The following is a 25,784-nucleotide window of genomic DNA, read 5'->3' as shown; positions in this document are numbered from 1 at the left end:
CGTAAAGGAGGAAACATGAAAACATCTAAAAAAAGTATGATTATTTTATTCAGTATTTTAGCAGTAATTGGAATTTCAATAGGAGGATGTAGCATGCACCAATACCAAAAGAAACAGGAAATGATAGCCATCGCGACAAGTGATGAGGCGAAAAAGGTTTATGAAGAATATTTAAAGAAAGAAGATCCACATGCTTTTACTGACAAAGGATTCGTACATTCTTATCAAGTGAAACAAGATTCATTAAGTTATAATCCAATGGGTGGGCTGATGGTTTCTTTAATAATCAATGATGATAATGAAATGCTTGTGGATTATAATTTGATTGAAAAGTCTGACGGAAATTATACTTCAGCATTTTATGGAAGTACACCTAAATTTTGGCAGACTCGTGATAAATATTATAAAAAAGAGGAGTGATAATTATGCTGGAAAAATATATTGACGAGCCTCATCTTCAGATAGCAATGACAGAGTACCAATCTAACATGAAAGAAAATAAATATGAGGTTAATACTCAGTATAATCAAAATGTAGGTTATGTCACCCAAGTCTACAACAATACTACAGGAGCGGGCGAGCAGGTTTATGCAGTTGTAGAAAATTCTGATGAAGAAGCTGATAAGGTACAGGAAAGTTATGCTATACTATGAGTAAGTTAGTCCCTAATTCATTGATAGGATAGCGTAAAGGAGGCACTATGAAAAAAACAAAAAAAAGCATGATTATTTTATTCAGTATTTTAGCTGTAATTGGAATAACAGTAGGAGGATGTAGCATGCACCAATACCAAAAGAAACAGGAAATGATTGCCATCGCAACAAGCGATGAGGCGAAAAAGGTTTATGAACATTTTATGAAATCAAAAGACCCCAAAGCATTCACCGATGAAGGAATTATAAAGAATTATGAGATTGATGAAAGTAGCTTAAGTTATAACCCAATGGGGGGATTAATGGTTTCAGTGGTTATCAACAAAGATAATGAATTAAATATAAATTATAATTTGATTGAAAACAAAGATGGCTCATACCATTCAGCATATTATTCTACTTCACCAAGATTATCCAAACTTTTGAAAGGGAATAATGAATGACACAAAATTATGTTAAAGAAGATAACCTTCAAACCGCAATGGCAGAGTATCAGGATAATATGGGTGAGAGAAGAACTTTATATGACCAATATGAAATAGAACTTGGCACTGTCACCCAAGTTTACAACAATACTACAGGAGCGGGCGAGCAGGTTTATGCGGTTGTAAAAAATCCCAATGAAAAAGCTGAGGATGTACAGGAAGTAACGGTTCTCTTTCGTGGTTCTACGGGTCCAGATCATATTTTGAATGAAGCACCAGATGTCTGGAATGACTGGGCTGAAAATGATGCAGTTATAGCCAAGAGAATTGTAATGCAAAGCAATCCCAGCGACCGAGACAATTCTACCGAGCAGCTAAAGGCTTCTGCCAGAGCTTTAAAAGATATCATGGAAAAATATCCTAATGCCAAGATTAATATCTATGGGCATTCACTTGGATCTATGGATGCTCAGTATGCCATGGCTGCCCTTGAAGCGTCCCAAATCGAACGAATCCAACAGGCTTATATCTACAACGGGCCTGATATCTATCGAATCCTTAGCCCTGAACAGAGGAAAATTGTTGATCAGATTAAAGGACGTATCTACAACTATGCTGACCCTAAAGATAAGATTAGCATGGTTGGAAGAGATCCTGCCAAGGGCAGTATCGGGTCTGTAGGTATGGTTTATTATGTAGATAGTGAACAAGAGGATTTTGTAAATCAGCATATGACCTATGGTTATCGCTTGGATAAGAATGGGAAAATAAAAATTCTCTCCAATACTAGTACAGTCGCATATAACGACTTCCTGATTAAAATGGAAGGGTATAAAACACTTAAAAATATATTGTCTTCTGATGGATATACAGCAGGGGAACAACTCTTTCTGGATTCTGAGCAAGCTAAGATTGCAGCTTCGGGTATTTGCCGTATCGTCACAGAGGAGATGGATATTATTAAAAATATCTATAATAGAGGAATTCAAGACGCAAGTGAAGTATTTGCATCTTGCAGTAATGTCCCTTGGGGATTTATCCTTAGTTCATATGAAACAGAGGTTGCCTATTCCGAAGGAGGCTTGAACTATGAAACAACTATTGGTATCATTCAGAATCGATTTCATCCTGTTGTAGATAAGGTAAAACAACTAGAAAAAGATTTTACAGACTTGGAAAAGCAAATCCAAAACGGAATTCAGAAGAAATTAGATGAAGATAGGGAATTAGCTAGTAAATTTAGCCAGTGGGAGAGTTTGTTATGATTCAGGATGACATCTGGAAAAAGCGCCAGCGTTTAGAAGAATGTGAGGATAACTATCGACGTTCTTGTAAAAAAATCGAAAATCAGTATGAGGAAGCCAACTATAAATTTCAACAATTGCGGCATATGATTGATGAGAAGCATCGAATCATTTCCCATTCCTTAGACCAGTTAGGTGGAGATACAACCGAATGGCGTTATCAGTCCAATCAACTCGCATCCAACTTTAGTCAGCAAATCGAGATGGCATATCGAAATAGACAAGGGCAACTCGAACAAGAAGAGATGAAGCTAGAGCAAGAATACAAACGACAATACCGTCTTTTAGAAGATGGGCTTGCCAGAGCCCAGGAACAGCAACGGCGCTTAGAAGAACGAGGTAAAAAGTAATGGCGAATGTATTTGATTATATTAATGATTTTTTCGCGGGAGGAGAGGAGGCACTAAGAAATATTGAAAAAGAGTTGGAACGATCATTTATAAAAAACATCTTGGCTCCAGCAAAAAAAGCTCGTATTTCCACTATAGAAAAAGATACAGAAAAATATATGAAAATTTCTCTATTAAGTGCTCAAGAAAGTTTGAAAGAAGTTTCGAAAAATATTGATAGTTCGATGAAGGGAGAATTTTCTACAAAAGTAGTTGAAACTATAGAAACGAAAAGTAAAGAATATCCAAATGCTTTAAATGGTACAAAGTAAAACTCCAGTTATAGCCGATGAACTATAAAACCACGAATCCTATGTGACTCGTGGTTCTTTTTTATAAACTAGTTGAGTGTTTTGGTTGTACTTTTTGCTCTGGGTAGATGTAGTTGATGGCATTGTTAACAGCGGTTGGTGCTTCTCCAAGCCCTGTCGCAATCAGATCAATTTTTCCGTCATAGTAGCAACAGTCACCGATAGCATAGATACCTGCTTGGCTGGATTCCTGTTTGCTGTTGACTATAATCTTGTGGCGGTTGAGGTCCAGACCCCAGTTTTTAAGGTTACCGACAGAAGATTTGAAACCATAGTTGACAAAGAGGTGGTCTAGGTCAATCGTTTCGGTTTCATCAGATTTGACTTTTGTGATTTCCAGCTTATCAAGCGTTTTTCCATCTCCAAGGAGTTGGCTAGGGACGAATGGTGTCTTGATGGTCACAGATGATTCCTGTAAGGCTTGGACACTGTGTTCCAAGGCGCGGAAATTATCTCTGCGGTGAACAAGGGTAGTTGGTGCAATTTTTTCAAAAGCCAAAGCCCAATCCACAGCCGAGTCTCCTCCACCAAGAATCGTCACTTTCTTACCAGCGTATTGCTGGATGTTGGAAACGTGGTAGTGGATATTTTCATACCCCTCAACGCCTTCTAGTTCCAGAGGACGTGGTTTGAAGGCACCGCCACCCATAGCAATGATAACGGTTTTAGTCAGGTGACTTCCTTTAGAGGTTGTAATCTTAAAGCCCTCTTCTTGTTTTTCAATCTCAAGAACTGTTTCATTGAGATGAATAGGGGTATCAAAGCCATTTAGTTGTTCAATCAAGCGGTTGGTCAATTCTTCTCCAGTCAGGTTTGGGAAACCTGGAACGTCTAGGATTTCCTTTTCAGGATAGAGAATGGCAGGTTGTCCACCGAGTTGGGGAAGAGAGTCGATGATTTGGACCTTGGCTTGGCGTAGGTGGGCATAGAAGGCTGCAAAAAGCCCGACAGGACCACCACCTACAATGGTAATATCATAGAGTTGAGACATGGTTTCTCCTTTGTTTTTTCTAGTCATACTCTTTGAAAATCTCTTCAAACCACATCAGCTATATCTGCAACCTCAAAACAGTTTTTGAGCAACCTGCGGCTAGCTTCCTAGTTTGCTCTTTGATTTTCATTGAGTATCAGTTTATTTTATCATATTTTTTCTTTAATTTAAAATGAAGTAGGATAGGGAAAAAAATGTCAGAAAAATGGTATAATAGAAAGGAACGTGTTTGGACAGAGAGGAGACAGCAGATGAACTTTCAACAATTATCCAACCTGCAATATTGGACTAGCTTGTTTTCTAGTCCTTGGAGTATTGCCATCAATGTGTTTGATATTTTGATTGTGGCCTATATTTTATATCGTTTTACAAAAGCGATAGCTGGCACCAAGATTATGATTTTGGTGCGTGGGGTCGTGATTTTTGTATTAGCCCAGGTTGTGGCCAATATCCTTGGTTTAACAACGATTTCTTGGTTGATTAATCAAATTATCACCTATGGAGTTATTGCTGCGGTTGTTATCTTTTCTCCAGAGATTCGGACTGGTTTGGAACGCTTGGGAAGGGCGACAGATTTCTTTTCTACTGCTCAAATTAGTGCAGAGGAGCAAATGATTCGTGCCTTTGTCAAGTCGGTTGAATATATGAGTCCTCGTAAGATTGGTGCTCTGGTTGCCATCCAACGAGTTCGGACCTTGCAAGAATACATCGCTACAGGTATTCCCTTGGATGCCAATATTTCAGCTGAACTCCTTATTAATATCTTTATCCCCAACACTCCCCTACACGATGGTGCTGTGATTATCAGAGAAAATCGAATAGCAGTAACCTCTGCCTATCTTCCCTTGACAGAAAGCACAGGGATTTCCAAGGAATTTGGGACCAGACACCGGGCGGCTATCGGTTTGTCAGAAGTATCCGATGCCTTGACCTTCATCGTCTCAGAGGAAACAGGAGGCATTTCTATTACCTATAACGGTGTTTTCAAGCACGACTTGACGATTGAAGAATTTGAAGCAGAGCTACGAGCAATTCTTTTGCCGGCTGTTGAGGAAAAAGTCAGTTTCAAGGACCGTTTGCTAGGAGGTTGGAAATATGAGAAAAAATAGTCTATATATCATTTCATCTCTCTTTTTTGCTTGTGTCTTATTCATTTATGCAACGTCAACCAACTTTCAAAATAGCAATACCGCAAGGCAGGTCAAATCAGAAACCTACACCAATACGATAACGAACGTTCCTATCGATATTCACTATGATAATGACCAGTATTTCATTAGTGGATTTGCATCAGAAGTTTCAGTGATATTAACCGGAGCTAATCGTGTGACCTTGGCCAGCGAAATGCAGGATAGCACTCGTAAGTTTAAGGTCACAGCGGATTTGACGGATGCCAGTGTTGGAACGATTGAAGTTCCCTTGAATATTGAAAATCTTCCAAGCGGATTGACCGCTGTGGCAACGCCTCAAAAGATTACAGTGAAAGTTGGGAAGAAGGTTAAGCGAGATGGGATGATTGTTGTGCCACAAGTTGACCAAAGCCAGATTGATTCCAAGCTACAAATTGATAGTGTAACCGTGTCAAACGAACGAGTTTCTGTCACAACTGACCAAGAAACACTAGCTAAAATTGATCGTATTATTGCGCTTTTACCAACTAGCGAACGGATTACAGGAAATTACAGTGGTTCAGTACCTTTGCAGGCAATTGACCGTAATGGTGTTGTCTTACCGGCAGTTATTACTCCGTTCGACACAACAATGAAGGTGACTACAAAACCAGTAGCACCAAGTTCAAGTACATCAAATTCAACTACAAGCAGTTCGTCGGAGACATCTTCGTCAACGAAAGCAACTAGTTCAAAAACGAATTAAAAATAGGAAAAGGATTTTATAAAAATGGGTAAATATTTTGGGACTGATGGAGTCCGTGGAGAAGCTAACGTAGAATTAACGCCAGAATTGGCCTTTAAACTAGGACGTTTTGGAGGCTATGTTCTTAGCCAACATGAAACGGAAGCACCGAAAGTTTTTGTAGGACGTGATACACGTATTTCTGGGGAAATGCTAGAATCTGCCTTGGTAGCTGGTCTTCTTTCAGTTGGTATTCACGTATACAAACTAGGTGTTTTGGCAACACCAGCAGTAGCTTACTTGGTCAAAACTGAAGGAGCAAGTGCTGGTGTCATGATTTCTGCTAGCCACAATCCAGCCCTTGATAATGGAATTAAGTTCTTTGGTGGTGATGGCTTCAAACTGGACGATGAAAAAGAAGCAGAAATTGAAGCCCTGCTAGATGCTGCAGAAGATACTCTTCCTCGTCCAAGTGCAGAAGGATTGGGAACCTTGGTAGATTATCCAGAAGGCTTGCGTAAGTATGAAGGCTACCTTGTTTCAACTGGAACTCCTCTTGATGGAATGAAGGTTGCCTTGGATACAGCCAATGGTGCAGCTTCTACAAGTGCCCGTCAAATCTTTGCAGACCTTGGTGCTCAATTAACGGTTATCGGGGAAACACCAGATGGTCTTAACATCAACCTTAATGTTGGTTCAACCCACCCAGAAACCCTTCAAGAAGTGGTCAAAGAAAGCGGCTCAGCTATTGGTTTGGCCTTTGACGGAGATAGTGACCGCTTGATTGCTGTTGATGAAAATGGTGATATCGTTGATGGTGACAAGATTATGTACATCATCGGGAAATATCTTTCTGAAAAAGGACAATTGGCTCAAAATACAATCGTGACAACTGTTATGTCCAACCTTGGTTTCCACAAGGCCTTGGACCGTGAAGGTATTAACAAGGCAGTCACTGCAGTTGGCGACCGCTACGTTGTTGAAGAAATGAGAAAATCAGGCTACAACCTCGGTGGTGAACAGTCTGGTCACGTCATCTTGATGGATTACAATACAACAGGTGATGGCCAATTATCTGCTGTCCAATTGACTAAAATCATGAAGGAAACTGGTAAGAGTTTGTCAGAGTTGGCAGTAGAAGTAACCATCTATCCACAAAAATTAGTCAATATCCGAGTGGAAAATGCCATGAAGGAAAAGGCTATGGAAGTGCCAGCTATTAAGGCTATCATCGAGAAGATGGAAGAAGAAATGGCAGGGAATGGCCGTATCCTAGTACGCCCAAGTGGAACAGAGCCCCTCTTGCGTGTTATGGCAGAAGCGCCTACAACAGAAGAAGTGGACTACTATGTTGATACCATCGCAGACGTAGTTCGAGCTGAAATCGGGATTGACTAAATCCTAGAAAACTAGATGAAAATAAAAAATTATGGTACAATAGCTTATAATATTGTAGCCAAGGGAGAAAGACATGAATCTTAAACGTGAACAAGAATTTGTTAGTCAGTATCATTTTGATGCGCGTAATTTTGAATGGGAAAATGAAAATGGAGCTCCTGAAACTAAGGTGGATGTGAACTTCCAATTACTCCAACATGACCAAGAAAATCAAGTGACTTCTTTAGTGGTTGTCTTAAGTTTTATGATTGTCTTTGACAAATTTGTTATCAGTGGAACCATTTCACAGGTGAACCATATCGATGGTCGTATTGTTAACGAACCAAGTGAATTGAACCAAGAAGAAGTGGAAACCTTGGCTCGTCCATGTTTGAACATGCTCAACCGTTTGACTTACGAAGTAACTGAAATTGCATTAGACTTACCAGGAATCAATTTGGAGTTCTAATATGAAATTAGCTGTTATCACAGATTCCTCTGCCTATCTCAGTGCAGAGGCCTTGCAAAGAGAAGATTTATATGTCTTGGATATTCCTGTCAATATTGATGGTGAGGAGTATGTCGAAGGTATTAATCTGACTGCTGAGGAATTTTACCAAAAAATGGCTCAGGCTTCTGAATTGCCTAAGACCAGTCAACCAAGTATTGCCAAGTTAGATGAGATTCTAACTTCGCTCAAAGAACAAGGTTATACACATGCTTTGGGGCTTTTCCTATCTTCTGGAATTTCAGGTTTTTACCAAAATATCCAGTACATGGTCGATGACTATGAGGGCTTAACCATTGCCTTCCCAGACACTTTGATTACAAGTGCTCCTTTGGGTATCATGGTTGAAAGTGTCTTTAACTGGCGAGACCAGGGCGATGATTTTGCTATCATTCAGGATAAGCTAGCTATTCAGATTAGTCATACATCTGCTTTCATCATGGTGGATGACTTGGACCATTTGGTTAAAGGGGGACGCCTTTCAAATGGAGCTGCGATTTTGGGCAATCTGCTAAGCATTAAGCCAATCCTCTATTTCAATGATCAAGGTGTGATTGAAGTGTACGAAAAAGTTCGTACTGAAAAGAAAGCAACCAAGCGCTTAATTGAGATTATCAAGGAAGTCACAGCTTCAGGCCAATATCGTATCATTGTCATTCACGGGAATGCTCCTGAAAAGGCTGAGGAATTGCGTCAGCACTTGCTAGATTCTGAAGTGGGTACGGATATTTCACTTGCTACATTTGGTAGTGTCATTGGGACACACCTAGGAGCAGGAAGCATTGCTCTGGGTTATATTCCAGTGATTTAGTTGGCGCTTCTAGGCTAGTTAAGAAATCTTGTATCATAGCAATTGAACACTGACTACCTGCCTCTTGAAAAAAGATGATTGTCTTGCCCTTCATGGAAAGTCAGCGCCATTCCCTATTTTTCATGGGCAGCTAAGGTCCTTTGTATCTTGATAATTGAACACGCCTGGAACCCTATGTGAAAAAGATAGTTCTTCCAAGGAGTATTTACTCCTTGATCAGAACTCCTATTTTCACTTTGTGTTCTTACAGGCTTTGTATCTTAGACAGGAGTAGAGATGAGTATTCGAGTAATTATTGCTGGTTTTAAGGGAAAGATGGGCCAAGCTGCTTGTCAGATGGTCTTGGATGATTCAGACTTGGACTTGGTAGCAGTTTTGGATCCCTTTGAGTCTGAATCAGAATGGCAGGGAGTTCCTGTCTTTAATGATAAGGCTGATTTAGCAGGCTTTAAAGCGGATGTTTGGGTAGATTTTACAACTCCAGCTGTTGCCTATGAAAATACACGCTTTGCTCTTGAAAATGGCTTCGCTCCAGTAGTTGGAACAACAGGTTTCACAAGTGAAGAAATTGCAGAGCTAAAAGAATTTTCTCGTGCCCAAGATTTGGGTGGTTTGATAGCTCCAAATTTCGCCTTGGGTGCTGTCTTGCTTATGCAATTTTCAAGGCAGGCTGCTAAATATTTCCCAAATGTGGAGATTATCGAGCTCCATCATGACAAGAAAAAGGATGCTCCGAGTGGAACAGCTATTAAAACAGCTGAGTTAATGGCAGAAGTTCGAGAGTCTATCCAGCAAGGTGCGCCTGATGAGGAAGAATTGATTGCAGGAGCTCGTGGTGCTGACTTTGATGGCATGCGGATCCATTCAGTGCGTTTGCCAGGTTTGGTAGCCCATCAGGAAGTCATCTTTGGTAATCAAGGAGAAGGATTGACCCTCCGTCATGACTCCTATGATCGCAGCTCCTTCATGACAGGGGTGAATTTGGGAATTAAAGAAGTTGTCAAGCGTCATGAGCTTGTCTATGGATTAGAACACTTATTATGAGATTAACGCAAATGCCTTCTGAATTTCAGAAGGCTTTACCAGTATTAGAAAAAATTAAAGAAGCAGGTTTTGAGGCCTATTTTGTTGGAGGTTCTGTTCGAGATGCCCTCCTCAATCGTCCTATCCATGATGTGGATATTGCGACGTCTTCTTATCCAGAAGAAACCAAGCAGATTTTTCCGCGAACAGCCGATATCGGAATCGAGCATGGAACTGTCTTGGTCTTAGATGGGGACGAGGAGTATGAGGTGACTACTTTTCGGACAGAGGATGTCTATGTGGACTATCGCAGACCCAGTGCGGTCTCCTTTGTGCGCTCGCTAGAAGAAGACCTCAAGCGCCGTGATTTCACAGTCAACGCCTTTGCCTTGGACGATACAGGAGAAATCATTGACTTGTTCCATGGTTTAGAAGATTTAGAAAATCAAGTTTTGCGGGCGGTTGGAGTGGCAAGTGAGCGTTTCAACGAAGATGCTTTGCGGATTATGCGTGGCTTCCGTTTTCAGGCCAGTCTTGGCTTTGAGCTTGAGTCAGAAACATTTAAAGCTATGAAGACTTTGACGCCACTTTTGGAGAAAATTTCTGTGGAGCGTACCTTCGTTGAGTTTGATAAACTCTTGCTGGCTCCAATTTGGAGAAGGGGCTTGACTTCCATGATTGAGAGTCAAGCTTATGATTATCTCCCTGATATGGCAGCTAGCCAGGACGAGCTTAACAGACTGTTTGATTTGGAGACTGATTTCACCTTTGAATCTTCAGAGCAAGCCTGGGCTGCTCTACTGTGGGCTTTGGATATTGAAAATGCGCAGCCATTTTTGAAGGCTTGGAAGACCTCACGTCAGTTTGCTAAGCAAGTTCAGGATTTACTGACTATTTTGACCTTGCGTGAAAAGGGAGAATTGAGCAAGCGCGATTGTTACCGCTTTGACTTGGATTTGCTTTTACAGGCTGAAAATCTTCGTCAAGCCCAAGGAAAAGAAGTCAACCCACAAGCAATTACAGAAACTTACCAGAGTTTGACCATTCATGATAAGAAAGAAATTCAGATTAATGGTGGCATTTTGATTAAGGAATATGGCTATCAACCAGGCCCAGACTTGGGAGAGATTTTAACAGAGATTGAATATGCCATTGTCGATGGAGAATTGGAAAATGACCGTCAAGCCATCCATGCTTACTTGAGGGAGAAAAAATGAGTGATTTTATCGTTGAAAAACTAAGTAAATCCGTCGGTGATAAGACCGTTTTTAAGGATATTTCCTTTATCATCCATGACCTAGACAGAATCGGTCTGATTGGTGTCAATGGGACTGGCAAGACCACCCTTTTAGATGTCCTTTCTGGTGTTTCTGGCTTTGATGGGGATGTCAGTCCTTTTTCAGCTAAAAATGATTACCAGATTGGTTACTTGACTCAAGATCCTGATTTTGATGATAGCAAGACGGTCTTGGATACGGTCCTATCCAGCGACCTCAAGGAAATCCAGCTGATTCGTGAGTATGAGTTGATCATGCTCAACTACAGTGAGGATAAGCAGGCTCGTTTGGAACGGGTTATGGCAGAGATGGATTCTCTTCAAGCTTGGGAAATTGAGAGTCAGGTCAAGACCGTTCTCAGCAAGCTGGGTATTCAAGACTTATCTACTCCTGTTGGGGAATTATCAGGTGGCCTAAGAAGACGAGTCCAGTTGGCGCAAGTTTTACTTGGCAATCACGACCTCTTGCTTCTGGATGAGCCGACCAACCATTTGGATATTGCGACTATTGAGTGGCTGACCCTCTTTTTAAAAAATTCTAAGAAGACAGTTCTCTTTATCACTCACGATCGTTATTTCTTAGACGCTTTGTCAACACGGATTTTCGAGTTGGATCGCGCAGGCTTGACAGAGTATCAAGGGAATTATCAGGACTATGTTCGCCTTAAGGCGGAACAGGATGAACGCGATGCGGCTCTTCTCCACAAAAAGGAACAACTCTATAAGCAAGAATTGGCCTGGATGCGTAGACAACCGCAGGCGCGTGCGACCAAGCAACAGGCTCGTATCAATCGTTTCCACGACCTGAAAAAGGAAGTTTCAGGCGGCGTTGCTGAGACAGACTTGACTATGAACTTTGAAACCAGTCGGATTGGGAAGAAAGTCATCGAGTTTCAGGATGTTTCATTTGCCTATGAAAACAAGCCTATTTTGCAAGATTTTAATCTCTTGGTGCAGGCCAAAGACCGTATTGGAATCGTTGGGGACAACGGTGTTGGAAAATCAACCCTGCTTAATCTGATTGCAGGCAGTCTTGAGCCGACAGCAGGACAAGTTGTGATTGGGGAAACAGTTCGCATCGCCTATTTTTCTCAGCAAATTGAGGGCTTGGATGAAAGCAAGCGTGTTATAAATTACCTGCAGGAAGTGGCAGAAGAGGTCAAGGCCAGCGGTGGTTCTAGTACTTCGATTGCAGAGTTGCTGGAGCAGTTCCTTTTCCCACGTTCGACGCATGGAACCTTGATTGAGAAATTGTCTGGGGGAGAGAAAAAACGTCTTTATCTCCTCAAACTGCTCTTGGAAAAACCAAATGTTCTTCTCTTGGACGAACCGACAAATGACTTAGATATTGCGACCTTGACAGTTTTGGAGAATTTCTTGCAAGGATTTGCGGGACCTGTTTTGACAGTTAGCCACGACCGCTATTTCTTGGATAAGGTAGCGACCAAGATTCTCGCTTTTGAGGATGGCAAGATTCGTCCTTTCTTTGGTCATTATACCGATTACCTTGATGAAAAAGCCTTTGAAACAGAAATGGCCAATCAAGTGCAAAAAGCCGAAAAGGAGAAAGTAGTCAAGGTTCGAGAAGACAAGAAACGCATGACCTACCAAGAAAAGCAGGAGTGGGCAAGTATTGAAGGTGATATTGAAGCCTTGGAAAACCGTATCGCTGCTATTGAAGAGGAAATGCAGGCCAACGGCTCTGACTTTGGCAAACTGGCTACTCTTCAGAAAGAGCTAGATGAGAAAAACGAAGCACTCCTTGAAAAATACGAACGCTATGAGTATCTAAGTGAATTTGATAGCTAGAAGAATAGAAAAATCCCGTCTCATGGACAGGATTTCTCTATTCTTTTTTGGTTTCTTGATGAAAGACATTTTGCCAAGTTTCGTGGCGTCGCCAGATACTGGTATGGACGATACCATCTAACTCATAGCAGATGAGTTTGGTCTTCTGACTGATGGAAGTAATCTGTATGTCCTTAATCGCAGCTTTAAGTTCTTTTTCGGCCTTATAAGCCTCTTTATCCATCTGTTCTCCATCTTGACGAATATAGACAAAATCGTCAGCCAAGAGTTCTTCCAGTTGATTTCCTTGGTCAATCAATTGTTCGCGCATAAGCAATTTTTTATAGACATTGTCTAAAATCTCATCCTCAGGGATAGGTGCGGGCTCGATATGGACATCGGTATCAAAAACCCCAAAACGTTCCTCCAGCATAGACTCGACTTGATCCGCAATCTCGTGGCTTTCAAAAACAGACAGGTCAGGATTCATCTCCAGCGTGATATCCAGGTAGATATTGCTACCGTAGGTACGACCTCTTTGAGATTTAACCTTGCTAATTTTGGGAATTTCCATGATGGCCTTTTGATAATCCTCAAGCAGACGGTCGTCAAAACCATCTGAAAGACTAAAGGAAGACTCGATAAAGATATCATAGGCAGTTTTCAAGATAAAGAAAGTGATGACGATGGCAACCAGTTTATCCACAATCGGATAATTAAAGCTGCTAGCCAGGATGGCAATGGTAGTACCAAGTGAGGTGACAGCATCAGAAAGATTGTCCTGGGCGGCAGCCTTCAGTGCCTTGGATTTGGATTTCTTACTGAGGCGAGTGTTATAGAGATAAACCACAAACATAATCGCTGCAGAAATGATTCCTAGAGTGGCACCAAGAGGATCAATGACTGTTTCTTCACGACTGAGAATCTTCTGAATGGTATCCCTTAGAACATCAAAGCCAACATAGAACATGATAATAGAAGTGACCAAGCTAGCCAAATCCTCAATCTTCCAGTGGCCAAAACGGTGGTCTCGGTCAGCAGGTTGGCGCGCCATTCGAATCCCAATCAAGAGGGCTACATTTCCAATGATGTCCGACACGTTGTTGAAACCATCAGCCACCAAACTGGATGAATGAAGGAGGTGACCAGTTGCTAATTTGGCTGTTGATAAGAGCAGGTAGGTTGAAATGCTGATAATGGCCCCACGCTCAGCTAACTTGAGATTTGAGATAGATTGCTTCATTCAACTTCCTTTCTAGTCACATAGCATTCTACCATTATACTGGTTTTCAAGGGAAAATTCAAATAAGTCATTTTTTACTCTTTGAAAACTTTTCAAAATTTGGTATAATAGTACTACTCAAGGGAGTAGCTGGCAGAAACCTGTGATAGTGTCGTCATTCCGAATTTTATACTGAAAAGTATGTTTTCCGGCCCTATCTTAAACAGCGAGACTTGTTATGATTTTTGTTTGTCGTGAAAAGATACGATGAGAAAAAGAGAGTCTGTTTTGCACACAATGTCAAGGAGGAGACACATGTCAAAAGAACAAAAACGCCAAGCGTTTTACATTCAAAGTCCTGAAGAGGTCTTGAAGGCTGTGGATGCGACCGAACAAGGTTTGTCATCAAGTGAGGCGGAAAAGCGCCTTGCCGAATTTGGCCACAATGAACTCGAAGAAGGCGAGAAACGATCAATCCTGGTCAAATTTATCGAGCAATTTAAGGATTTGATGATTATCATCCTAGTTGCGGCAGCAATCTTGTCAGTCGTGACTTCTGGTGGGGAAGATATCGCAGATGCCATTATCATCTTAGCCGTGGTAATCATCAATGCTGCCTTTGGTGTTTACCAAGAAGGGAAAGCAGAAGAAGCTATCGAAGCCCTCAAATCCATGTCTAGTCCAGCTGCCCGCGTTCTTCGTGATGGTCATATGGCGGAGATTGATTCTAAAGAATTGGTACCAGGTGATATCGTCGCTCTCGAAGCTGGTGATGTAGTACCTGCAGACCTACGTTTGCTAGAAGCTAATTCTCTTAAGATCGAAGAAGCTGCCTTGACAGGTGAGTCTGTGCCAGTCGAAAAAGACTTGACAGTTGAACTTGCTGCAGATGCTGGTATTGGGGACCGTGTCAATATGGCCTTCCAAAACTCAAACGTGACCTATGGTCGTGGGATGGGTGTTGTTGTCAATACAGGGATGTACACTGAAGTTGGTCATATCGCTGGTATGCTTCAAGATGCGGATGAGACAGATACACCACTTAAACAAAACTTGAACAACCTTTCTAAGGTCTTGACCTATGCTATCTTGGTTATTGCACTTGTTACTTTTGTAGTGGGTGTTTTCATTCAAGGGAAAAATCCACTCGGTGAGTTGATGATCTCTGTTGCCCTTGCCGTTGCAGCTATTCCAGAAGGGCTCCCAGCTATCGTAACTATTGTTCTTGCCCTTGGTACTCAAGTTTTAGCCAAACGAAACTCAATCGTTCGTAAGTTGCCAGCAGTTGAAACTCTTGGTTCAACAGAAATCATCGCTTCTGATAAGACTGGTACGTTGACCATGAACAAGATGACCGTTGAAAAAGTCTTCTATGATGCAGTCCTACATGACTCAGCTGGTGACATTGAACTAGGTCTTGAAATGCCTCTTCTTCGTTCAGTTGTCTTGGCAAATGATACGAAAATTGATGTGGAAGGCAACCTGATTGGTGACCCAACCGAAACAGCCTTCATCCAATATGCCTTGGACAAGGGCTACGATGTCAAAGGGTTCTTAGAGAAATATCCACGTGTGGCTGAGTTGCCATTTGATTCTGAACGTAAGCTCATGTCAACAGTTCATCCACTTGCAGATGGACGCTTCCTCGTCGCTGTTAAAGGTGCGCCAGACCAACTCTTGAAACGTTGTGTTCTTCGTGATAAGGCTGGGGATATTGCTCCGATTGATGAGAAGGTTACAAACCTCATTCATACAAACAATTCTGAAATGGCCCACCAAGCCTTGCGTGTCCTTGCAGGTGCTTATAAGATTATTGACAGCATTCCAGAAAACCTGACTTCTGAAGAGCTTGAAAATGATTTAATCTTTACTGGTTTGATTGGGATGATTGACCCTGAACGTCCTGAGGCAGCTGAGGCTGTTCGTGTGGCTAAGGAAGCTGGCATTCGTCCAATCATGATTACGGGTGACCATCAAGACACAGCAGAAGCTATTGCTAAACGTTTGGGAATCATCGATGCAAATGATACAGAAGGCCATGTTTTAACTGGTGCTGAACTCAACGAACTATCTGATGAAGACTTTGAAAAAGTAGTTGGTCAATACTCTGTTTATGCCCGTGTGTCTCCAGAACACAAGGTTCGTATCGTCAAGGCTTGGCAAAAACAAGGTAAGGTCGTTGCCATGACAGGTGACGGTGTCAATGATGCGCCAGCTCTGAAAACAGCCGATATCGGTATCGGTATGGGAATCACTGGTACAGAGGTTTCTAAGGGTGCATCTGACATGATCCTTGCAGATGATAACTTTGCGACTATTATCGTTGCAGTTGAAGAAGGACGTAAGGTCTTCTCAAACATTCAAAAGACTATTCAGTACCTACTTTCTGCCAACACTGCTGAAGTATTGACCATCTTCCTATCAACCTTGTTTGGTTGGGATGTCTTACAGCCAGTTCATCTTTTGTGGATCAACTTGGTAACCGATACTTTCCCAGCTATCGCTCTAGGTGTTGAGCCAGCTGAGCCTGGTGTCATGAACCATAAACCACGTGGACGCAAGGCAAGCTTCTTCTCAGGTGGTGTTTTGAGTTCTATCATCTATCAAGGTGTACTCCAAGCAGCTATTGTTATGAGTGTTTATGGACTTGCGATTGCTTACCCAGTTCATGTGGGTGACAATCATGCCATTCATGCTGATGCTCTTACTATGGCCTTTGCAACACTTGGTTTGATTCAGCTCTTCCATGCCTACAATGTCAAGTCTGTTTACCAATCCATCTTGACAGTTGGCCCATTCAAGTCTAAGACCTTCAACTGGTCCATCTTGGTATCCTTCATCCTTCTCATGGCAACAATCGTCGTAGAACCACTTGAAGGAATTTTCCACGTAACCAAACTAGACTTGTCTCAATGGGGAATCGTCATGGCTGGAAGCTTCTCAATGATTATTATCGTCGAAATTGTCAAGTTTGTTCAACGTAAACTTGGCTTTGATAAGAATGCGATTTAAAAAAAAAGTCATCTTCGGATGGCTTTTTGCTACAGTTGAGGGAAAGGGCTTGCAGTTGCCGTCTTTTGTGCTATAATTGCTATAATATAGTAAAAAACAAGAGGAGTGTGAGGAAGTGGAAAAGAAAATTGTGAAGGATATCTTGTTTTTATCTCAGGTATCTCAGCCAGCAAGTCAGGAAGACCTTTATCTTGCCAGAGATTTGCAGGATACACTCTTAGCAAATCGTGAGACTTGTGTCGGTCTGGCTGCCAATATGATTGGGGTGCAGAAGCGCGTGATTATCTTTAATCTTGGTTTGGTTCCTGTGGTCATGTTTAATCCAGTGCTCCTGTCCTCTGAAGGAGCTTATGAGACAGAAGAAGGCTGTTTGTCCTTGACAGGTGTGAGACCTACTAAGCGTTATGAAACCATAAGGGTTGCCTATCGTGACAGCAAGTGGCAGGAACAGACCATTACCTTGACAGGCTTCCCAGCCCAGATTTGCCAGCATGAACTGGATCACTTGGAAGGACGAATCATTTAGGAGGAAAGCAAATGAAACGAATAGTCTTTGAACTTATTTTTATCGCAACGACCTGGTATATCTTTTTACCGCCTCTTAACCTGACCAGCTGGGAATTTCTCTTTTTCCTCTGTGGGCATTTGCTGGTTGTAGCAATCTTATTTGGTTTTGGCAAGGGGATAAACCTTGTCAAAACGGTTCATGTGCGCCACGGCAAGGCGGAAGCTGCCTTAAATCTTGAGGGTTTCAAAATCAATCGGTTAGGGAAAATCCTTTTAGCTTCTATTGGAGGAATTCTTCTCTTAGCAGCCTTGGTTTCCTTGGTAACTTCTAGCATTTTTCAGGCTAAAAATTATGCCAATGTAGTCACAGTTACGGAAAAAGACTTTACTGAATTTCCTAAGACTGATACCAGTAAGGTTCCTATCTTAGATAGAAGTACCGCTGAAAAAATTGGTGACCGCTACTTGGGTTCCCTAACAGATAAGGTGTCGCAGTACGTAGCGGCAGACACCTATACCCAATTGACGATTGATGGGAAACCTTATCGAGTTACGCCACTAGAATACGCAGATCCTATCAAGTGGTTTAACAATCAGGCCAAGGGAATCGGCGAATATATTAAGGTGGACATGGTAACCGGAAATGCGGACTTGGTGGACTTGAAGACACCAATCAAGTATTCGGACTCGGAGTATTTTAACCGCGATGTCAAGCGTCACTTGCGCTTGAAGTACCCAACCAAGATCTTCAAAACTCCATCTTTTGAGGTGGACGATGAGGGCAATCCTTTCTATGTAGCAACCGTTTACCAAAAGCAATTTGGGCTTGCGGTTCCTCGTCCTGTTTCAGTCATTATCTTGGATGCTACAAATGGAGAAACCAAGGAATACAGCTTGTCAGATGTTCCAGAATGGGTGGACAGGGTTTATCCAGCTGAGGAAACCATTGAGCAAATCAACTATAACGGCAAGTACAAGGATGGTTTCTGGAATGCCATGATTTCCAAGAAAAACGTGACCCAGACTACCAAGGGCTATAATTACTTGTCTATCGGAAATGACATTTACCTCTACACAGGTGTGACTTCGGCCAATGCGGATGAAAGTAATCTTGGTTTTATCCTTGAAAATATGCGAACAGGAGAAATCACTAAGTATAGCTTGGCTTCTGCGACCGAAGAATCAGCCCGTGAATCAGCCGAAGGTGCTGTTCAGGAGAAATCCTACAAGGCAACCTTCCCAATCCTCATCAACCTTAATGACAAGCCTCTTTACATCATGGGTTTGAAGGACAATGCTGGCTTGGTCAAAGAGTATGCTCTGGTAGACGCAGTCGAGTACCAAAACGTTATCGTAGCTACGACAGTGGAAGAGATGCTCAGCAAGTACGCCAATAAAAACGACCTTGAAATTGACAATGCAACGACAGAAAGCATCAAGGGAGTAGTAGCAGACCTCAAATCAGCTGTTATCAAGGGAGACACCGTCTACTTCTTTAAAGTTGATGGCAAGATTTACAAGGTTAAGGCCTCAGTATCAGATGACCTGCCTTACCTTGAAAATGGTAAAAACTTTGAAGGTCAAGTAGGAAAAGACAACTATCTCAAGACCTTTAAAGTACAGTAATACTCTTCGAAAATCAAATTCAAACCACGTCAACGTCGCCTTGCCGTACTCAAGTACAGCCTGCGGCTAGTTTCCTAGTTTGCTCTTTGATTTTCATTGAGTATAAAAAAGGTTTATTTAAGAAATATATATTATAATAAGGTAAATTAAGACTAATGGAGGACAAATAAATGGGTTTTTATTTGATGCTTGCTTCAATGCTACTCGGACTGCTCGCTTTGAAGATAGGTTTTTCTCAGTTCAAGGAGAAAAAAGATAAACTTTTATCTATCTTAACAAGCTTAGCAGGCATATCCCTTGTTCTCGTGGCTGTCTGGTTAGGATGGCCCAAATAAACAGAAAAACCTCGGTCAAACCGAGGTTTTTCAGATGAATTTCTTGGTAGTGGCTAAAAAATATGCTACACTATTAATATGAAAATTTTAATCCCAACAGCAAAAGAAATGAACACAGATTTGCCAAGTATTGAAGCCACTCCTTTAAAGCCAGAAAGTCAGGCCGTGCTTGATGCCTTGGCTCTCTATTCTGCTAGTCAATTGGAGAGTTTTTACAAGGTATCAGCTGAAAAGGCGGCGGAAGAATTTCAAAATATCCAAGTTTTGAAAAGGCAGACTGCTCAACACTACCCAGCCTTGAAACTTTTTGATGGGCTGATGTACCGCCACATCAAGCGAGATAAATTGACCGAGGCAGAACAAGCCTATCTTGAAAATCATGTCTTTATTACCTCGGCTTTGTACGGAGTCGTTTCAGCCTTGTCACCTATGGCGCCTCACCGTTTGGACTTTTTGATGAAGTTAAAAGTCGCTGGTAAGACTTTAAAGAGTCATTGGAAGGTAGCCTATGATGAGGCTCTGAAGCAGGAAGAAGTGATTTTCTCCCTCTTGTCATCGGAGTTTGAGACTGTATTTTCTAAGGAAATCAGAGAAAAAATGGTGACCTTCAAATTCATGGAGGATAGAGGTGGTCAGCTGAAGATTCACTCAACCATTTCCAAGAAAGCGCGTGGTGCTTTCCTGACAGCCCTGATACAAAATCAAGTACAGACGGTGGAGGAAGCTCGTCGCTTAAGCTTTGCAGGGTTTACCTACAGAGAAGATTTGTCACAGCCACAGGAATTGGTTTTTGTTAAGGAAGTATAGAAATCAGGTAAGAGAAAAAGTCAGCAGGACCCTGCTGACTTTTTAGTTTATAAAGTATTGGATATATGAATCTCATTTGATAAAGTGTTGAGGTGATTAACCAAATCCATGATTGACAGATGGTTTCGGCAAATAAACTTCTTAGTAATCCCTGGAATATAGAAATTAGACACGATGATATCGTAATCTGTCTGATTTAAAATCTCAGGACTTGTTTGTAATTCATCCCAAATATCGAAGGTAAAGCGGTTATTACAGTAATAGGAAAGCATATCAACAAAGGTAAGGGATATAGCATGGTCAAAGTTACTGATAATCAAAACCTTGATAGGTGGTCGATTTTCTAACAACTGAGTAGAGAGGTTTTCAGCATGGGTTAAGATGGTGTACATCAGGTGTTCCAACTGTTCAGGATGGTCATGCTGTCCAATTGCTTGACGGTATTGAGCCAGTTCTTGACGTGCACTTCCCATAAAGTCTGGGAAGTAAACTTCAAATTTTTTAATCGTCAATGCTTTTTGTTCAAATAGGATTGGGGTAGAAAAGATTTCCTGTCTTTCAAAGAAAGCAGTGTTGTGTAAATGCCAAATCAGCTCATCGTGGTTGGTAAAAGTAATCTTATATTGTTTTGATAGGCGTTCTAATATTTGACTCAGTAATTGGTAAGAGTATCTTGCTTCACTGTTTTCTTCTAAAGAGTTGAAGAATTCTTGAGGATTTAAGAAAAGATTGTTTTGAATAAAGGATATAAAAATTTGGGCGATGATATCTGGAGTGATTTCAAGTCCCAGTTTTTCAGAGAAATGGACAAGTAGCTCCTCAAAATTTGGAATATTCATCAAAAGAGGGTAGTATTCATCGAAGAAATGATTTGGTAAGTCGATAAAATGACCATTTTTGACGCGGTAAATACTGATAGCTATCATCAATTTGTACATTCTATAAATTGAAAATCGCATTGGATAATTCGTGATTTTATAGAAGAAATCAGCAAACTCTGTTAAATCCTCCTCAGGAAGGTCTGGAAAAGGCCAGTCTAGGAAATAATAGCGCTCAGAAAAGTATTGGGCAAAAAAATAACGAATATCCGTTTCATTACCAAGAATTGCAGTAGGGGTAAAAGATAATTCAATCTGAAATTGTGATGATAGAGTTTTTGTAATATTTCGGCCTAATCGATAGAGGTTGGCACTACTTGAGTGAAGATTTTCTATCGTTCGATAAATAGGTAGCCCCTCATTGAAGAACATATACTCTAGTAATTGAAAAGACTGAGAATGAGCAAGAAAATATTGATAAATATCTTCTACACTAGTGTTAACTTCTAAATCTATCATAATTCCGTTAACGGAAGATTGGATGTCAATATTTGGAAAAGCTGTTCGTAATTCATTTAAATCATTTTTTAGGATTCGTTCTGTACATCCTAATTTTTCGGCAAGTGCATGTAACCTTATCCAATTACGATTCTGAATTAAGGTTTCCATTAAACGTAATTGTCTTTGGTCTTTTGTGGATAAAAGGTTGCGCATTTAGGTATTTCCTCCTAAATTATATTGTATCATAATTATGATTCTTTTGTACAAAAAAACAAGAATTAAAAATATGTACATTAAATTCAAAAAAAAAAAAAAAAAAATATGGCTCCATGGTACAAAAATCAGATATATTAATTTCATAGATAATATTGATTAATGGCTCAAATAGTTGTAAAGTGTAAACTATAAATTACTATCTAGGAGTTTGAAATGAAACATTCACATAAGAAATCATTTGACTGGTATAGCATGCAACAACGATACTCTATTCGTAAGTATCACTTTGGTGCGGCTAGTGTCTTGCTCGGGACAGCCTTAGTCTTGGGAACTGCTGCCAATGCGCAATCAGTACAAGCAGAGGAACAACATCCTGAGGCAACTAATAGTGTCTCTGTTGATAAGGATAAGGTAGATGAAGCTACTAAACCAGCAGAAGTTTCTACACCTAAAAAAGAAACAACTTATGCAGCTCCAACTGTTGCTAACCCAGTAGAAACGACTCCAGCTAAAACTGAAGAAGCTACTAGACCAGCAGAAAAAGTTGAAGAAGCAAAAGACAAAAAAGAAGCAAGTCATCAAGATGCTGTTGACAAGTCAAAATTGTTAACAGCTCTTTCACGTGCTAAAAAATTAGAAAGTAAGTTATATACAGAAGCAAGTGCTGCTAACTTGCAAGCAAGTATCCAAGCTGGTCAAAGCTTGCTTGGGAAAGCAGATGCATCTGAAGCTGAAATATCAGCAGCAGAGACATCTATCCAATCGGCTATTATTGGTCTAGAACTTCGTTCTAACTCTGATAAAGGAACTGTATCAGAAACTCCTGTAGTGAAGAAAGCTGACACAGCAGAAGCCAAAGAAGAAGCTAAGCCAGTTGCAACAACGACTGACCGTTCAGCTGTTGATAGTAGCGTTTTAGCAACTAATGCACCTGCCAAAGTAGAAACAACTTCAGCTCCAAAATCTACTAATGAAATCTTGAAACCAGGTTTGAGCCTTTCTGATGCTCGCCAAAATCCAGCTATCCGTAAGGAAGACTTGGATAAAGGTCATAGTGGCTTTAGAGCGGCTAGCAATCCAGCCAACCCAATTGTCTCAGGTTCTGGAAATACAGTTGCATTTTCAGACATCAGCCAAGGTGGTCGTAGTTATAGTTTCCGTGGCTACGGGAACTCACGTGGTGGTAATTCAATTCATTACGATGTAACAACAGTACGTCAAGGTAATAAATTGAATTTCACAATCAAATATTCTGGTCCGGGCGAATTTGTTAATAATAACTTTATCTTGGATAAAGGGGATGGATTTGGAAATCCTTCCAATGCGACAATCACAACTCCAAGGTTAAGAGATCAATCAAAACCTATTAGCCAAGGTGCCAACTACGTATCTCACTCAGGATACAGTATGACCTCTGCTACTTCAACAAATACGGAACAAACAATCAGATTTAGTTTGCCAATCAATAATCCAAATGGTGACTTGTCTGTTCGTTTGAAACCTGTTACTTTTAACGTGGACCAAGGTGGTGGCGGTGCCGCTACTAGCAATGACCCATACAGCAACTCCAACTATTATCATAGAGCAAATCCACTATACTTGGATGCAAACCCTTATGGTGGTACTAATAATAAGACTGTTTCAGAAGACATTGATTTCCAAACAGTCTACCTTCCAACTAGTAAATTACCAGAAGGTCAAACTAGATTAGTTCGAGAAGGTGAAAAAGGACAACGTCAAATTACCTATAAAGTTCATCGATTTGGTAACGAAACACTTTTAGGATTGCCAATTAGTAATTCTGTTACTAAAGAAGCTAAGCCACGTATTATGCAAATTGGTGTGGCTAAAGAGCTAATCGATACAGTAAAACCACGTGTTGATCAAAATAAAGTCGGTGATACAAATAACCTCACTTTCTATCTTGATAACGATGGAAACGGTGTTTATACTGAGGGCGTAGACGAACTTGTTCAAAAAATTGCTATTAAAGATGGAGCCAAAGGTGAAAAAGGAGACCAAGGCGAACGCGGTTTAACTGGAGCTAAAGGTGAAAAAGGAGACCGAGGCGAACGTGGACTCACTGGAGCTAAAGGTGAAAAAGGAGACCAAGGTGAACGCGGTTTAACTGGAGCTAAAGGTGAAAAAGGAGATCGAGGCGAACGCGGTTTAACTGGAGCCCAAGGTGCTAAAGGTGAAAAAGGAGACCAAGGTGAACGCGGTCTAACTGGAGCCCAAGGTGCCAAAGGTGAAAAAGGAGACCGAGGCGAACGTGGACTCACTGGAGCTAAAGGTGAAAAAGGAGATCGAGGTGAACGCGGTCTGACTGGAGCCCAAGGTGCCAAAGGTGAAAAAGGAGACCGAGGCGAACGTGGACTCACTGGAGCACAAGGTCAGGCAGGTCGTGACGGTGTAACTCCAACCGTAACCGTTAAAGATAATAAAAATGACGGCACTCATACTATCACTATTAACGACGGTAGAGGTAATGTTACAAGTACTGTTGTAAGAGATGGTTTCGATGGCGCAAGTCCATTAGTTGCGACTCAACGAAATGAAGCTGATAAAACAACAACTGTTATCTTCTATTATGATCAAAATGACAACAACGAATTTGATGCAGGAGATACAAAACTAAAAGAAGTTGTCATTGCAGATGGTGCCAAAGGTGAAAAAGGAGACCAAGGTGAACGTGGATTAACTGGGGCACAAGGTGCTAAAGGTGATCGAGGCGAACGTGGTGAAACAGGGGCAGCAGGACGTGATGGTAAAACGCCAGTAATTACTACAGCTCGTGGTAAAGATGGTCATAGTACTGACATTACATTTACAATTCCTGGAGAAGAGCCTGTTGTAGCTAACATTAAAGATGGTAAAGATGGACGTACACCAACCATCGACTTAAATGCCTTAGCTGAAGCAGCAGCAAGATTAAACAATCAAAGAAGCGGAAGAGTAAGAAGAGCTTTAGCAGACGCCCCATCTACAGCACCAGCAGAAAAACCAAGAGAAGGTACTCTTATTACAGCGTACTTTGATAACAATGGTAATGGTCGGTACGATGAAGGTATAGATGACTTAATTGCTAAACAACCAATTTATAATGGTACAGACGGTGCCAATGGTGCAGCAGGTGCAGCCGGACGTAATGGTGCTGAATTATTAAGTGGACCTAAAGCACCAACAGCAGATGATGGTAAAGATGGCGACACTTATATCGATGCAACTACAGGTGATGTTTATAAGAAAGAAAACGGAACTTGGGATAAGATTGGTAACATTCGTGGACCTCAAGGTCTAAAAGGTGAAGCCGGAGTTGCAGGACCACAAGGGCCACAAGGGCTACAAGGACCTAAGGGTGACCAGGGTGCTCAAGGTCTTCAAGGACGTGATGGTCAAGACGGAGCACAAGGTTTACCAGGACGCGACGGACGTGATGGCGCAGCAGGTCGTGACGGACGTGATGGACGCGACGGAAAAGACGTCTTGAACGGCAAAGTTAACCCAGAAGCAAATCAAGGTAAAGACGGCGATAAATACGTTAATACAGAAACAGGCGACGTCTTCGTTAAGAATAACGGCAACTGGGATAAAGAAGGCAACATCAAAGGCCCTAAAGGGGACAAAGGTGAACAAGGTCTTCAAGGTCGTGATGGTCAAGACGGAGCACAAGGTTTACCAGGACGCGACGGAAAAGACGTCTTGAACGGCAAAGTTAACCCAGAAGCAAATCAAGGTAAAGATGGCGACACTTATATCGATGCAACTACAGGTGATGTTTATAAGAAAGAAAACGGAACTTGGGATAAGATTGGTAACATTCGTGGACCTCAAGGTCTAAAAGGTGAAGCCGGAGTTGCAGGACCACAAGGGCTACAAGGACCTAAGGGTGACCAGGGTGCTCAAGGACTTCAAGGTCGTGATGGTCAAGACGGAGCACAAGGTTTACCAGGACGCGACGGACGTGATGGCGCAGCAGGTCGTGACGGACGTGATGGACGCGACGGTAAAGACGTCTTGAACGGCAAAG

Annotated in this window: 23 protein-coding genes; 20 read left to right on the top strand and 3 right to left on the bottom strand. The window is 41.4% G+C overall.

Annotated elements, in window-relative coordinates; translation table 11 throughout:
* Positions 1 to 15: 15 nt before the first annotated feature.
* The 6 genes from GEZ85_RS04690 to GEZ85_RS04665 are packed head-to-tail and all read left to right on the top strand — an operon-like array spanning position 16 to position 3,043.
* Positions 16 to 420, top strand: a complete 405-nt coding sequence (locus GEZ85_RS04690; RefSeq protein WP_153209665.1) for a DUF1310 family protein — start codon at positions 16 to 18, stop codon at positions 418 to 420.
* 5 nt (positions 421 to 425) lie between these two features.
* Positions 426 to 653, top strand: a complete 228-nt coding sequence (locus GEZ85_RS04685; RefSeq protein ID WP_061864397.1) for a hypothetical protein — start codon at positions 426 to 428, stop codon at positions 651 to 653.
* Positions 654 to 700: 47 nt separating this feature from the next.
* Complete coding sequence (locus GEZ85_RS04680; protein ID WP_153209664.1) at positions 701 to 1,096, top strand: DUF1310 family protein; 396 nt, start codon at positions 701 to 703, stop codon at positions 1,094 to 1,096.
* On the top strand, positions 1,093 to 2,343 hold the full coding sequence (locus GEZ85_RS04675; protein WP_061864396.1) for an Mbeg1-like protein: 1,251 nt from the start codon (positions 1,093 to 1,095) through the stop codon (positions 2,341 to 2,343). Before GEZ85_RS04680 ends, GEZ85_RS04675 begins: the two co-directional genes overlap by 4 nt.
* On the top strand, positions 2,340 to 2,732 hold the full coding sequence (locus tag GEZ85_RS04670) for a hypothetical protein (protein ID WP_049491651.1): 393 nt from the start codon (positions 2,340 to 2,342) through the stop codon (positions 2,730 to 2,732). Before GEZ85_RS04675 ends, GEZ85_RS04670 begins: the two co-directional genes overlap by 4 nt.
* Positions 2,732 to 3,043 carry a hypothetical protein gene (locus GEZ85_RS04665; RefSeq protein WP_061864395.1) on the top strand — a complete coding sequence of 104 codons (312 nt, stop codon included), beginning with the start codon at positions 2,732 to 2,734 and terminating at the stop codon, positions 3,041 to 3,043. Before GEZ85_RS04670 ends, GEZ85_RS04665 begins: the two co-directional genes overlap by 1 nt.
* A 61-nt stretch (positions 3,044 to 3,104) precedes the next feature.
* Here the strand turns inward: GEZ85_RS04665 and GEZ85_RS04660 are convergent, their stop codons facing one another.
* The gene (locus GEZ85_RS04660) at positions 3,105 to 4,073 is read right to left on the bottom strand and encodes an NAD(P)/FAD-dependent oxidoreductase (RefSeq protein ID WP_153209663.1); all 969 of its coding nucleotides are present in this window, start codon (positions 4,071 to 4,073) and stop codon (positions 3,105 to 3,107) included.
* Between the two features lie 251 nt (positions 4,074 to 4,324).
* Here GEZ85_RS04660 and cdaA point away from each other — a divergent pair, with 251 nt between their 5' ends.
* The 8 genes from cdaA to GEZ85_RS04620 all read left to right on the top strand — a co-directional run bounded on the left by cdaA (position 4,325) and on the right by GEZ85_RS04620 (position 12,731).
* Complete coding sequence (cdaA, locus tag GEZ85_RS04655; RefSeq protein WP_001011075.1) at positions 4,325 to 5,182, top strand: diadenylate cyclase CdaA; 858 nt, start codon at positions 4,325 to 4,327, stop codon at positions 5,180 to 5,182.
* Entirely contained in the window at positions 5,169 to 5,948 is a 780-nt protein-coding gene (locus tag GEZ85_RS04650) for a CdaR family protein (protein ID WP_153214804.1), read from the top strand. The genes cdaA and GEZ85_RS04650 overlap by 14 nt, the downstream gene beginning before the upstream one ends.
* A 24-nt stretch (positions 5,949 to 5,972) precedes the next feature.
* Positions 5,973 to 7,325 (top strand): phosphoglucosamine mutase, encoded by a 1,353-nt coding sequence (gene glmM, locus GEZ85_RS04645; RefSeq protein ID WP_153209661.1) that lies wholly within the window; start codon positions 5,973 to 5,975, stop codon positions 7,323 to 7,325.
* 73 nt (positions 7,326 to 7,398) lie between these two features.
* Positions 7,399 to 7,773, top strand: coding sequence for a DUF1149 family protein (locus tag GEZ85_RS04640; RefSeq protein ID WP_060627763.1), 375 nt, complete (start codon positions 7,399 to 7,401; stop codon positions 7,771 to 7,773).
* 1 nt (position 7,774) lies between these two features.
* On the top strand, positions 7,775 to 8,623 hold the full coding sequence (locus tag GEZ85_RS04635) for a DegV family protein (protein ID WP_153209660.1): 849 nt from the start codon (positions 7,775 to 7,777) through the stop codon (positions 8,621 to 8,623).
* A 276-nt stretch (positions 8,624 to 8,899) separates the two neighbouring features.
* Positions 8,900 to 9,667: a 4-hydroxy-tetrahydrodipicolinate reductase gene (gene dapB, locus GEZ85_RS04630; protein ID WP_153209659.1), complete on the top strand. Its 768-nt coding sequence runs from the start codon at positions 8,900 to 8,902 to the stop codon at positions 9,665 to 9,667.
* Complete coding sequence (locus GEZ85_RS04625; RefSeq protein ID WP_153209658.1) at positions 9,664 to 10,863, top strand: CCA tRNA nucleotidyltransferase; 1,200 nt, start codon at positions 9,664 to 9,666, stop codon at positions 10,861 to 10,863. The genes dapB and GEZ85_RS04625 overlap by 4 nt, the downstream gene beginning before the upstream one ends.
* The gene (locus GEZ85_RS04620; protein WP_153209657.1) at positions 10,860 to 12,731 is read left to right on the top strand and encodes an ABC-F family ATP-binding cassette domain-containing protein; all 1,872 of its coding nucleotides are present in this window, start codon (positions 10,860 to 10,862) and stop codon (positions 12,729 to 12,731) included. Before GEZ85_RS04625 ends, GEZ85_RS04620 begins: the two co-directional genes overlap by 4 nt.
* A 37-nt stretch (positions 12,732 to 12,768) precedes the next feature.
* Here GEZ85_RS04620 and mntE read toward each other — a convergent pair whose 3' ends face one another.
* A complete protein-coding gene (gene mntE / locus GEZ85_RS04615; protein ID WP_049544311.1) occupies positions 12,769 to 13,953 on the bottom strand; it encodes a CDF family manganese efflux transporter MntE in 1,185 nt (394 codons plus the stop codon).
* Between the two features lie 294 nt (positions 13,954 to 14,247).
* Here mntE and GEZ85_RS04610 point away from each other — a divergent pair, with 294 nt between their 5' ends.
* The 5 genes from GEZ85_RS04610 (at position 14,248) to yaaA (ending at position 20,219) form a co-directional block, all read left to right on the top strand.
* Positions 14,248 to 16,944, top strand: coding sequence for a cation-translocating P-type ATPase (locus GEZ85_RS04610; protein WP_153209656.1), 2,697 nt, complete (start codon positions 14,248 to 14,250; stop codon positions 16,942 to 16,944).
* Between the two features lie 115 nt (positions 16,945 to 17,059).
* Positions 17,060 to 17,470 carry a peptide deformylase gene (locus GEZ85_RS04605; RefSeq protein ID WP_045612079.1) on the top strand — a complete coding sequence of 137 codons (411 nt, stop codon included), beginning with the start codon at positions 17,060 to 17,062 and terminating at the stop codon, positions 17,468 to 17,470.
* An 11-nt stretch (positions 17,471 to 17,481) separates the two neighbouring features.
* Positions 17,482 to 19,077: a hypothetical protein gene (locus GEZ85_RS04600; RefSeq protein WP_084886636.1), complete on the top strand. Its 1,596-nt coding sequence runs from the start codon at positions 17,482 to 17,484 to the stop codon at positions 19,075 to 19,077.
* Positions 19,078 to 19,247: 170 nt separating this feature from the next.
* Positions 19,248 to 19,412: a YczI family protein gene (locus tag GEZ85_RS04595; RefSeq protein ID WP_084886634.1), complete on the top strand. Its 165-nt coding sequence runs from the start codon at positions 19,248 to 19,250 to the stop codon at positions 19,410 to 19,412.
* A gap of 78 nt (positions 19,413 to 19,490) precedes the next feature.
* Positions 19,491 to 20,219, top strand: a complete 729-nt coding sequence (gene yaaA / locus GEZ85_RS04590) for a peroxide stress protein YaaA (protein WP_153209655.1) — start codon at positions 19,491 to 19,493, stop codon at positions 20,217 to 20,219.
* A 47-nt stretch (positions 20,220 to 20,266) separates the two neighbouring features.
* Here the strand turns inward: yaaA and pclR are convergent, their stop codons facing one another.
* Complete coding sequence (pclR, locus tag GEZ85_RS04585) at positions 20,267 to 21,751, bottom strand: virulence transcriptional activator PclR (protein ID WP_153209654.1); 1,485 nt, start codon at positions 21,749 to 21,751, stop codon at positions 20,267 to 20,269.
* Between the two features lie 216 nt (positions 21,752 to 21,967).
* Between pclR and pclA the strand changes: the two genes are divergently transcribed.
* Positions 21,968 to 25,784: pneumococcal collagen-like adhesin PclA (gene pclA / locus GEZ85_RS04580; protein WP_153214802.1), on the top strand; the 3,817-nt coding region annotated here is incomplete at its 3' end.

The sequence above is a fragment of the Streptococcus mitis genome (assembly GCF_009496205.1).
Classification (GTDB): domain Bacteria; phylum Bacillota; class Bacilli; order Lactobacillales; family Streptococcaceae; genus Streptococcus; species Streptococcus mitis_BN.
This window is presented reverse-complemented; position numbering and strand designations above follow the sequence as displayed.